General features: G+C 51.5%; 9 protein-coding genes. 8 read left to right on the top strand and 1 reads right to left on the bottom strand.

Annotation, left to right across the window (positions count from 1 at the left end):
- Window positions 1-242: 242 nt before the first annotated feature.
- Entirely contained in the window at window positions 243-1,103 is an 861-nt protein-coding gene (locus AC2215_RS08895) for a substrate-binding domain-containing protein (protein ID WP_486809620.1), read from the top strand.
- Window positions 1,104-1,266: 163 nt separating this feature from the next.
- Here the strand turns inward: AC2215_RS08895 and AC2215_RS08890 are convergent, their stop codons facing one another.
- Entirely contained in the window at window positions 1,267-1,398 is a 132-nt protein-coding gene (locus AC2215_RS08890; protein ID WP_486809619.1) for a hypothetical protein, read from the bottom strand.
- 176 nt (window positions 1,399-1,574) lie between these two features.
- On the opposite strand from AC2215_RS08890, the gene AC2215_RS08885 reads away from it, so the two are divergent.
- The 7 genes from AC2215_RS08885 to AC2215_RS08855 all read left to right on the top strand — a co-directional run bounded on the left by AC2215_RS08885 (window position 1,575) and on the right by AC2215_RS08855 (window position 11,790).
- Window positions 1,575-3,587 carry a HAMP domain-containing sensor histidine kinase gene (locus AC2215_RS08885; protein ID WP_486809618.1) on the top strand — a complete coding sequence of 671 codons (2,013 nt, stop codon included), beginning with the start codon at window positions 1,575-1,577 and terminating at the stop codon, window positions 3,585-3,587.
- A gap of 1,120 nt (window positions 3,588-4,707) precedes the next feature.
- Complete coding sequence (locus AC2215_RS08880; RefSeq protein ID WP_486809617.1) at window positions 4,708-5,217, top strand: hypothetical protein; 510 nt, start codon at window positions 4,708-4,710, stop codon at window positions 5,215-5,217.
- A 94-nt stretch (window positions 5,218-5,311) separates the two neighbouring features.
- Window positions 5,312-5,836, top strand: a complete 525-nt coding sequence (locus tag AC2215_RS08875) for a GNAT family N-acetyltransferase (protein ID WP_486809616.1) — start codon at window positions 5,312-5,314, stop codon at window positions 5,834-5,836.
- A gap of 152 nt (window positions 5,837-5,988) precedes the next feature.
- Complete coding sequence (locus AC2215_RS08870) at window positions 5,989-6,768, top strand: photosystem II electron transport protein, Sll1252 family (protein ID WP_486809622.1); 780 nt, start codon at window positions 5,989-5,991, stop codon at window positions 6,766-6,768.
- A gap of 136 nt (window positions 6,769-6,904) precedes the next feature.
- Window positions 6,905-9,919: a glycine betaine/L-proline ABC transporter substrate-binding protein ProX gene (gene proX / locus AC2215_RS08865; RefSeq protein WP_486809615.1), complete on the top strand. Its 3,015-nt coding sequence runs from the start codon at window positions 6,905-6,907 to the stop codon at window positions 9,917-9,919.
- Window positions 9,920-10,254: 335 nt separating this feature from the next.
- Entirely contained in the window at window positions 10,255-11,445 is a 1,191-nt protein-coding gene (locus AC2215_RS08860) for a quaternary amine ABC transporter ATP-binding protein (protein ID WP_486809614.1), read from the top strand.
- A 159-nt stretch (window positions 11,446-11,604) separates the two neighbouring features.
- Entirely contained in the window at window positions 11,605-11,790 is a 186-nt protein-coding gene (locus AC2215_RS08855) for a PCP reductase family protein (protein ID WP_486809613.1), read from the top strand.
- Window positions 11,791-11,809: the final 19 nt, after the last annotated feature.

Here is an 11,809-nt window from a genome sequence, read left to right as displayed (position 1 = left end):
TTCCCCATTCCCCTTGACAAGCGGTACACAAGCAAAACCGCCTCACCAATACCCATTCCCCATTCACAAGTTTTTCATATTTATGAAATAGATCGGAAGTAAGTCGGTAGGCGTGGAATCGCCCCATGGGGTTCAGGGCAATCGCATCATCGATCGAGCGCGAATTTCACAAAAAACGCCAAATGTCAACTGCGCCAACCGATTAAAACGCCTTTACCCGATCGAAAATCCGACCACATCATATGAACTTCAATCGCTTCTTCCCCATCGCTCCCGTCGCGATCGTCTTCTTGGGTCTTTCTGGCTGTAATTCCATCCCCGACACCACAGAAACTCGTCTAGAAGCGCAAACCCGCCAACAAATTGATATCACCGGTGCGGCAACTCCCTATCCGGCGATGGAACGCCTCGCGGCGGCCTACGAAGCTCAAACCCAGCAAATGCAAGTGAACTTTCTCCCCCCCAATCAGTCCTCGGGCGGCATTTTGGGCGTCCAAGAGGGAATGGTGGATATCGGCACCGTCACCCGGCAACCCAAACCCGAGGAAAACGAGCCGCCGTTGCAGTATCGAGAAATTGCTAAAGATGCCCTACTCGTGGCGACTCATCCTAGCGTAGAAGGGGTGTCGGACCTGAGCACCGAACAACTCCAAGCCATCTATAGCGGTGCGGCAACGAACTGGCAGGAATTCGGTGGCCCCGATGCGGAAATTATCGTGCTCGATCGCGCTGAAGACGAGTCTGCCAAGCGTCTCTTGCGTCAATACTACCTCGGTCCGGAACTCCTCAGCTCTCGGGAGGCGATCGTTCTGCGTCACGAAGTCGATTTGGTCGCCGCCGTGCAAAATACCCCCCACAGCATCGGTGCGTTTTCCCTCGCTACAGCAATTTCCCAGAAATTACCCGTTAACCGCCTGAGCCTCAATGGTGTCGAACCCACCCCAGAAAACGTGCGTCGGGGAACATATCCCATGGCTCGCACCCTCGGAGTCGTTTACGCCCCAAATCCCTCTAAACCCGCGCAAAAGTTTCTCCAATTTACCGCCAGCCAACCGGCATCGGAGGTGCTGCTCGAATCGGGATTCGTGCCATCGGGGGGTTAGTATAACGTCAGTTTTAGATAAGACTGTGCCGGATGGGGGTGGGGTGTAGGGTGTGGGGTGTGGGGTGTAGGGTGAGAGGGTGTGCAGCTTCAAGTCTCCATCAATTATGGCGGATTCTTCCCCAGTTAAGGAAGCACTGGGTGCGAAGGCTCCCTTGACCCGCTTAACCAAAACTGACGTTAGTATAGCAGCCGCCGTTAGGGTCGTCGGGGGGAGCATCGGAGGCATCGGAGGCGTGGGGAGAAAGCAGCGTTGCTCGATCGATTGGCATTCTCACGTGGAGTCGTGCGAGCATTTGAATCGCATCAAAAATCCTTAGGGATGCGCGGGAAAATAACGTACCCACGTAGGGGTCAAGGGCCCTTGACCCCTACCGTAGATCTGGAACGAGCGGATACCTTATTTCTTTGCAAGTCCCTGACCCCCGATACAATCCTCTCACCCAACCCATCCCCTTCAAGAGAACCCATCGTGACCGTCTTTTCTTTCTGGCAGCGAACGCCACCGAATCCACAACAAGGCGAAAATGAACGATCGATGTTGGGACTGCGGGCAGGCTATGACAAACTCCCCCTCTCGAGTAAGTTCCTCCTGCCACTTTTGGGGGTGTTTTTCAGTATGGGTTTCTTGGGGACGTTGGGTGTAGGCTATTTCTTTACCCACCGGTTAGAAGAACATCTGCGAGAAGAAACCCAAGAACTGTCCGAGCTGGTGTTGCACGATCTCGAACAGAAGCGACAACTGCTAGACCTCAAAGCCCGTGCGACTGCAGACCGCGCCGACATTGCAGAAGCCGTGGCATCGGGCAAGCAAGCGGAACTGCTGCAAACATTATTGCCCATTCAAACCGGACTCGAACTCGATTACTTAAAAGTGGTAGACGAAACGGGCGCGGTACTTGCCGAATTGCGACAGGGAGAAACGACCCAGGTGCCCCTGGACGATGGGCAATTCCTCCACGCCGCTAGCCGGGGACTCATTCTGTCCGATCTGCTCGTCCCTGAAGAACCCAATTCCCCGGTTTTGGTTTCATTGCTTTCGGTTAAATCAGACTGGGAAATTCTCGGCGGGTTGATCTTGGGGTCTACCCTCGATCGGGAACTGTTAGAGGCACTCCTTCACAGCAGCGATCGACATTTGGCGATCGTGCACGATTCTCAAGTCCTCGTATCGACTTTACCAGCAGCTAAACGAACCCCGTGGCAACCCCCGAAGGCAGGAGCGGCTCCCCAACGAGTCACCGTCGATCGATCGAGCTACATGACCTACAGTCTCCCATTTGCCGGGGCGACAGTGGAAATTGAAGTGGTGTTACTCAATCCCACCGCTGCGGTCGATCGAAATCGGGATCGATTGTGGCTTTTCCTGGGGATTTGGTGCGCGATTTCGGGGATGTTGGTGGCGGCGATCGGGTTTTGGGTCACCCAATCCATCGTCCGGCGCATTGGTGACTTGACGCGCACGACTCAGACATTAGCTGATGGCGATTTGAGTGCTCGCATCCCGGTTGAAGGTGGAGATGAAGTTAGCGATCTGGCCGACCGCTTCAACACCATGGCCGAGCAACTGGCAGGGCGAGACGCAAAAATTCACGCTCAGATGCTCGAACTCGAACAGACCCTCAACAAACTACAACAAATGCCTCACCTGATTCAGACGGAAAAAATGTCGGGACTGGGGCAGATGGTGGCAGGAGTGGCCCACGAAATTAATAACCCCGTTAGTTTTATTTACGGCAATATTCCCCATGCCAAAGAATATATCCAAGACTTGCTCGGTTTGCTCGACCTGTACCGGCAGCACTATCCCCATCCCCCACAAGAGATTGAAGAAGAAGCCGAAGCGATCGAACTGGATTTTTTAATCGAAGATTTAACGAAATTGCTGGGGTCGATGCGCGATGGGGCCGATCGCATTCGCACCATCGTCTGCAGCCTGCGCAACTTCTCCCGCATGGACGAAGCCCAGATGAAAGAGGTGAACTTGCACGACGGCATCGACAGTACCCTGGCAATCTTAGGACATCGCTTGAAAGCCCAGGGCGATCGTTCCCCCATTCAAGTCGTCAAACATTACGGGGAGTTGCCTCTTGTCGAGTGCTATCCGGGAGAACTGAACCAAGTGATGATGAATCTTTTAGCCAATGCGATCGATGCCCTCGAAGAACGGGACTCCCACCTCACCCAAATGGAGACCGAACCCCGTACGATCTCGATTCGGACCGAGAGACTCGATGCAGAATGGGTCGTCATTCGGATTGCTGACAACGGACCGGGGATGAGCGAAGAGACTCGATCGAAACTCTTCGATCCGTTTTTTACGACCAAACCGATCGGTGAAGGAACGGGTTTAGGTCTGTCGATCGGCTATCAAATTATCGTCGACAAACATGGGGGAAAACTCAGCTGCAATTCGACGCCCGGACGCGGTGCCGAATTTATCGTTCAAATTCCTATAGGGCAGAATGGGGGACGGGGAGACTGAAGGATGTGAGTTCGGGGAGATGGGGAAGCCTTGAATCGTTGAGTGTTCGAAATCAATACAGCCAAAGAATCCCAGATCCTACACCCGATTCTCACCGATCGCTATCCGATCCCGAACTGACCCGAACAATCAATAAAAATCCCCATCGCTTAGGATGGGGGAAGTCACAGGCTTATGTCGATACTTTTAGAATATCGCGTCTGCGCTGTTTTACAAGTCACCAATGGGGGTGATTTGCGACTCGCCCGATCGGGCGAACGAACCCAAATTACAAAAAATTCCCCACCGTTTTACGCAGTGGGGAAGAGAGGAGATCCAAATGGCTTGTCGTCATCTACAATTTGTTTACCCACCTGACCCCCATCGATCCGGAAAATCTCCCCTCAGATCGAATCCCGTTGAATAACCGCGCATTCCGGTGGATGTGAGCTGGCAATCGCGGTGGAGGCTGGGGGAGCGGTCGGACCCCTAGGGGGCGAAAGACGCAAAGGAACGCCGACCTAGCAAGGGAAGGCCGACCGCAGGGGGGAGAAAGTGACTCGTGTGATTTTTAGATTCTGGTTGAATGGCACTGAATTTAGACTGAGTTTCGACTTGACGAGTACGGAGCATCAAGGGTTGCAGACACCGAGTTTGGCTGAATTCAGTGCCATTCGATTATGGTTAATTACCCAGCTCTGATATCAATTAAAATTCAAAAAAAAACCCCCGGTTTTTGAGACCGGAGGTATTCATCAGGGTGCATCTACCTATTCTTTTCTCCCCATCGACTCGGGTTCCATCCGGACGAAATGGGAAAAAGAGCAGATGGGAAAGAGGGTGCCTAGTGCTACTACGCAGAATTAAAAACGCAAAATGCAAAATGCAAAATGTTTACTGTGTATAGCTTTCAACGGTTGAGAGCTGGGTCGTTATTTCTGCCGCATTGCACTAGGAAGCAAAGGGCGGGTGAAGAAATCTAATAATCTAAAGTCTAAAATCTCGAATCGAAGAGCGAGCTGGTAATCTTGAGAGTGGAACGATACCTGAGGTGATGCCATGATGCTAGAGCAAGCGTCAACTGGGGGGTTAAACATCTAAGATCTAAAATCTACCTACAATCTACAATTTTGAATCGGTTATGGACTATCTCATTGCGGTTGTAGACGATCGCATTCAAGCCGAAGCCGCATACACGGCATTGGAAAAAGAGGGGTTACCCCCCGAGACTCTGGCAATTCTCGGCCGAGGATACAAAAGTGCCGATGAATTTGGCTTAATCGATCCCAACGAATCTGCCCGCAAACAAGTGAAACTGATGGCGATTTGGCTGGTTCCGTTTGGTTTTTTCGGCGGGTTTGTATTTAATGCCATTACGGGATTGCAGACGTTTCCCTGGACGGGAGTTCTAGGCAACCAAATCCTGGGCGGTTTACTCGGGGCGATCGCTGGGGGAATGGGTAGTATCGTAGCTGGAGGAGGAACGGGGTTGCTCGTCGGTTCTGGAGATGCCTTGCCCTACCGCAACCGACTCAATGCTGGTCAGTATCTGGTAGTCGTTCGCGGTTCTTACGTTCAAACTCGCAAAGCCACGTCGATCCTCCGCCAATTCGAACCGGAAAGTTTGCAAGGCTATAACACCGAGGGATGAATGGTTCATTTGGGACGAGGGATGTCGAGTGTTCGATCGCACAGGTTTAACGATCTGCCCTCTTTCTCGTCTTCATCATATCGGTGACTGAATCATGGTCGAACGAAGCCCCTCCATCCGACAAACCCCCCGCCTGAGCTTGCTCCCTTGCACCACGGAGTTGATGCGACAAATGTTCGAGCACAAGGCGGAAATACAAATGGCCGATGGCGTTCCTTCACCAGATAGGGTTGAGGTGTTACCGACCTCGATCGAAAAACTGCAAGACAACCCCTCCGACTTAGGTTGGTTTGTGTGGCTGATGTTGCATCCCACGGCTGGGGCAATCGGAGAGTTGGGATTTGGCGGTCCACCTAATGCAGATGGGGTGGTTGAAATAGGTTACCACGTAGCCCGGGACTATCGCCGTCGCGGATCTGGGTTTGAAGCCGTGCGATCGCTGGTGGATTGGGCTTTCGAGCCACCCAAATCACGCTGGATTACCGCCTACTGTGCCGAAGACAACACCCCCTCCAAACGCATTGTGCAAAAACTGGGAATGCAACGCCAAGAAATCGTCGATATGCCGGATTTAGCCGATCGTGAAGTCTGGAAATGGCAGCTAGAACGTCCTCGGTGAGAGATGGATTCTGTAATACTAGTGCTTGGTGCAGGAGATGGGGGTTGGGGTGATGGGGAAAGTATCGCTATATTCAAAGTTGTAATGGACGGTGTTCGCTAGCTCTCGGGGGCTTCGGGAGAAAGATGCTCGCACTCTAATTTGAATTCATGCTGCTACCAAAAGAAGAACTATTAAAAGGTGTTGAAAATCGCGAGTGCCTGACGCGGGTTATCGATAAAGCCGAACGGGCGATCGAAACTTGGGAAGTTGTGCAGACGGATTTTCTCTCGCCACCGGAACTGGCAGAGGTGCGGGAGAAATTCGGACGACTGGCAGAGGTGCAACTGGTGGCATGGGGAGGTTACCCCCAAGCCGAACGCCAGCGTTTGGGCATCGCACGATCGGAATTACCCCTCGAACCCGAACAAGTTGAAGTCGCGGCGATCGAAATTGCCGGAAACTTCCTGTTCGATACGGCAACCCATCGAGATTTCCTCGGTGCAATGCTCGGAACGGGTATCGTGCGAGAGAAAACTGGGGACGTACTAGTCTTGGGAGAACGGGGCGCCCAGGCAATCGTCGTGCCGGAGATGGTAGAGTTTTTGCAGATGAGCTTGACTCAGGTGCGATCGGTTTCGGTGAAAACCCAACCCATGGAACTGGGGGATCTGAAAATTCGCCCCCCGCGCCGCAAGGAAATGACGACGGTGGAAGCCTCCATGCGCCTGGATGCCGTTGCCTCGGCAGGGTTTGGGATGTCTCGCAGCAAAATGGCCAACCTCATCGGGTCTAGAGACGTGCGGGTGAATTGGAAGGAAGTCACCCAAGCGAGTGCAACGGTGAAGGAAGGGGATTTAATCGCCATTCGCGGCAAGGGACGCTTGGAAGTTGGGGAAGTGGCGATCACGAAGAAAGAACGGTATCGGGTGCAACTGACACGGTGGGTATAAGTTGTATTGAGAGGAAGTAAAATTGCGAATTTTGTTGAAGACGTTCGGTAAGGCGATCGCTTTTTTTCGATCGAACTTAACGAATACAAAATTGTTGAGATCGACGGTTTCGAGCGTCACCGTCATGGTCTTATGCATGAGTATAGTTTCCTGTCAACCTATTCCTCCATCGAGGGCAACATCCACACAACCGAGCAGTTTATCGGATGTCCGCATTCGTTCTGCTCACAGCAACTGGATTGAAGAAAAATTTCAAACGGAAATCGTCAATATTGGCTTAGAAAAACTCGGTTATCAAATTGAACCAGTCAAAGAAATTGATTACCCGGCAATTTACTTATCTATTGCCAACGAAGACCTCGACTATAGCGTCATTAATTACGAAATTGCCCATGAAGAGTTTTATCAAAACAGTGGGGGGGATGAAAAGCTAGAAAAAGTCGGCTTGCTGGTTTCTCCTACGGTTGGCGGTTATCAAATCGATAAAAAAACAGCCGCTCGATACAACATCACCAATATCGAACAACTCAAAGACCCCAAAATTTCTCAACTCTTTGATTCCGATGGGGATGGAAAAGCAAATTTAACCGGTTGCAATCCCGGTTGGGGTTGTGAATTGGTCATCGAACATCATTTGGATGCGTATCAACTGCGAAAGACGATCGAACACGATAAAGGACAGTATAGCGCCCTGATTGCTGATGCGATTACTCGTTACAATAACGGAAAACCGATTCTTTATTTTGCCTACAATCCTCACTGGATTTCTTCAATTTTAAAACCAGACGAAGATGTCGTTTGGTTGGAAGTTCCCTTTACCGCCCTCCCCGACTCCCAGAGAAAGCTATCGGAACAAGGAACGATCCTCAAGGGTAAAAATCTAGGGTTTTCCATCGGCAGACAGCGCATTGTCGGAAACCGGAAATTTTTGTCAGATAACCCCATTGCTAAGAGTTGGTTCGAGCAGGTACAGATTTCCGTAGAAGATATGAACGCCGAAAGCCTGCGGATTAAAAATGGGGAAAGTCGTGCCGAACAAATCCGCCGCCATGCCGAAGAATGGATCGCCAACCATCAAGAACAGTTTGATGGTTGGTTAGAATCTGCAAAGATTGCCGGAGGAGAAACGATGGTAACGGCGACCCCCTCGGAGGCATCCAATCCCTCGGAATCAGAGGCGATCGCCAAACCACTCGGGGCACTCCAGGTCATTTTAAATCCCTTCGAGCTTTACACCATTCCTCTCGACGATTGGATTACCGCAGCGATCGATTTCCTAGTCGAAAACTTCCGCCCCCTCTTCCAAGCCATTCGCATTCCCATCGATATTGCTTTGGAAACGATCGAATCCTTGCTGCTGGTCGTTCCCCCGCTGATTTTCCTGGTCGTTGCCAGTTTCATGACGTGGCAGTTCGCTGGAGGCAAACTGGCTGTTTACAGCCTAGTGGCGTTAACCTTTCTGGGGTTTGTGGGTGCTTGGGAACAAGCAATGGTGTCCCTATCCCTGGTGGGAACGGCCGTGGTGTTTTGCATTGCCATCGGCTTTCCCATTGGTATTGCCTGTGCGAGAAGCGATCGCCTCGAAAGATGGGTGCGACCCTTGCTCGATGCCATGCAAACTCTGCCTACCTTTGTCTACCTGGTGCCGGTGGTGATGCTATTTGGCATCGGCGAAGTCCCTGGGGTGATTGCCACCATTATCTACGCCCTACCCCCCCTGATTCGTCTGACGAACTTGGGCATCCGACAAGTGTCCCCAGAAGCGATCGAAGCGGCAACCGCTTTTGGATCGACCCCCTTACAAGTCTTGTGGAACGTGCAAATTCCCCTGGCAATGCCGACGATTTTAGCGGGGTTAAACCAAACAGTGCTGTTTGCCCTGGGAATGTCGGTGATTACGGCGATGATTGCCGTGCCGGGGCTGGGATTGATGGTGTTGCAAGGAGTCGGTCGTTTGGATGTGGGACTGGCGGCCGTAGGAGGACTGGGAATTGTTTTGCTCGCGGTGATGCTCGATCGCATTACGCAAGCGGTGGGGAAGGCGGATGACCCAGTTCCCTGGCAAGAACGGGGACCGATCGGGTTTTTGCGATCGCAACCGTCCCAAAACCTAATGGGCGCAGTCGTGGGTGTTGCGATCCTACTCATCTTCTCTCTGGGTTGGGCAACCTGGCAGCAAACACCCGAACCCGCCACGGAATCTCAGGTCTCCGAAATCCCCCGACCTGGGGACGGAACGATCGTTCGCGTCGGTAGTGGCACTTCCTCCTCCGACAGATTTGCGACCAAAATCACGAATATGGGTTTGGAAAAACTGGGATACCAAGTCCAAGACCCCAAAGAAATGACGGCGGTTTCCACCTTACACATTGCCGTGAGTCAGGGAGATTTAGAATTCTACAGCAGCCATTGGGAAAGGCTGCACGAGGGCTTTTTTCAAGAAGCTGGCGGCAACGAGACACTCGAACGGATTGGGGTCATCGTTCCTGATGTTTTGCAAGGATATCAGATCGATCGAAAAACCGCCCACGAGTATAACATTACGAGTCTAGAACAACTCAAAGATCCCAAAATTGCTCAACTTTTTGACTCCGATGGCGATGGCAAAGCCAATTTAATCGGCTGCATTCCCGGTTGGAGTTGCGAATTGGTCATCAACCACCACTTACAAGCGTACGGATTGCAGGATACGGTCGAACACATCCAAGGAGATTACTCGGTACTAATGGCAGATACCCTCGCTCGCTACCGCCAAGGCAAACCTGTTCTGTACTATACTTGGACTCCCAATTGGGTGGCTTCGTCCTTGAAAATCGATCGAGATGTCACCTGGTTAACGGTTCCTTTTACCACCTTACCGAAGTCACAGGGTCAGATCGCACAGAAAGATACAACCATAGATGGGAAAAACCTGGGATTTGCAACCGATCGCATCCGCATTGTTGGCAACAAGGAATTTTTAGCCGCCCACCCAGCTGCCAAACGCTGGTTCGAGGGCATTCAAATTCCCCTCGAAGATCTCAACGCCGAGGAAGCAAGGTTTCAAGAAGGGGAAAACCAGACTGAAGATATCCACCGCCATGCCCAAGAATGGATCGAGCAGAATCAGGAATTATTCGATCGTTGGTTAGATCGGGCCCGGCAAGCGTGAGATCTGCTATGGGGTGTGGGGCACAACAATAACTCACTAGACATCTGGTCGAAATAAAAACGAAAATAAATTTCGATGCCGAAATCATGCATTTCTTATCCTTTTCCCCCTTTTTATAGCGGTATTCACTGTGGTTAGGACACTTCCAACGATACGATTGTTGGAAACGCGAGCAAGATGTTTGTGCTCACGCACACGCACGCGCGGCGCGCACTCGCGCACTATTGTCCTAACGGGACTGAATACGGCTATAACCAGAAGTCTACTCATTTTCACTGTCTTTGGTTTCCCCATTCCTTAAACTCGAAAACAGATTGCGATATTGAGCGCCAACCATGAAACAGTCAGTTCCCAAAATCCGGATCGAGAATCTCATCAAAATCTATGGAGATAAACCTCGCGAGGCCCTCAAACTGTTCCGCAACGGAGAAACGCGAGAGTCAATTTTACAAGCCACCGGTCAAGTTTTGGGAGTCGCCGATGTCTCCCTCGAGATCGCACCGGGGGAATTGTTCGTGGTGATGGGGTTATCCGGTTCGGGAAAATCCACCTTGGTGCGCTGCCTCAACCGCCTACTCCATCCCACCAGCGGACATATTTACCTCGATGATGAAGATATCGCCCACGTCAGCGAACGGCGGATGCGACAGATTCGCTTGCGCAAAGTCTCGATGGTGTTTCAACGCTTTGGTTTGTTTCCCCACAAAACTGTGGTGGAAAATGTGGAATACGGTTTGAAAGTCCGAGGACTTTCCCGGTTAGGGCGCCGCCAAAAAGCCCTGGAGACTTTGACCGTGGTGGGTTTAGAGCAATGGGCCGATCGCTTGCCCGCATCTTTGAGTGGGGGAATGCAACAACGGGTGGGGTTGGCTCGGGCTTTGGCAACGGATGCGGACGTGTTGCTGATGGATGAAGCCTTCAGCGCCCTCGATCCCCTAATTCGGCGAGAAATGCAAGATGAGTTGCTGCGCTTGCAAAAAACCCTCCACAAGACGATCGTTTTTATCAGCCACGATATTCAAGAAGCGATCGCCCTAGGAGATCGGATTGCAGTGATGAAAGAAGGGGATATCGTTCAGGTGGCTACACCCCAAGAACTGATTCTCGAACCGGCGAACGACTATATTCGCGCGTTTACCCAAGAGGTGAACCGCGCCCGAGTTTTAACCATGGGTTCGATCGCCCGGGGGATAACGCTTCGGGTTGTCGATCGAGATTCTCCCGAAACCGTCCTGACACAAATGGTCGATCGCCACCTCGAACGAACGTACGTGGTGAATGCTGCGGGTAAGCCGGTGGGGATGGTGGAGAGATTGCGCCTCAAAGAGGCGGTGCGGCAAGGATGCAAACAACTTGATGATGTGATGCAAGCAGAATTTCCCCAAGTGCGGGCTTCCACGTCTTTGGAAAACAGCTTTCACTTGTACCAGTTGGGATTGTCTGTCGCGGTGGTGGGTGAGGATGGAATCTTGCAAGGGACTGTGGAAATGAGCGATTTGCTCGCCGGGATGGGTCGAAATCCTTAGGGCTTGCTGAAGCTGAAAGCGGATGACCGATCTCTGAATGCCGATCCCAACTCTCAATAGAAAAATCTAAGTTTTATTGCAAACGCAGCTCCAGAGCGAACTGAAGATTTAAACTGTAATAATAATTCTCAATAAGCAAAATATTTATAGGTGTTCGAAATGTTACATTCTAACTGGACGGCCGAATTGAAGTGGACGGTCGCGGCCCGAGCTAAACTCAATAATATCCCTTTTTTCGTTCGGCCTGTGGCTCGCGTGCAAATCGAGCAATTAGCGCGTCGCTCCAGCTCGGAACTGGTCACCGTTGAGATTGTTGAGGAAGCTAGACAGTCTTTCGGTCAATAATTTTCCAATCATTTTAGTG

The organism is Zarconia sp. (assembly GCF_057467645.1).
This window is presented reverse-complemented; position numbering and strand designations above follow the sequence as displayed.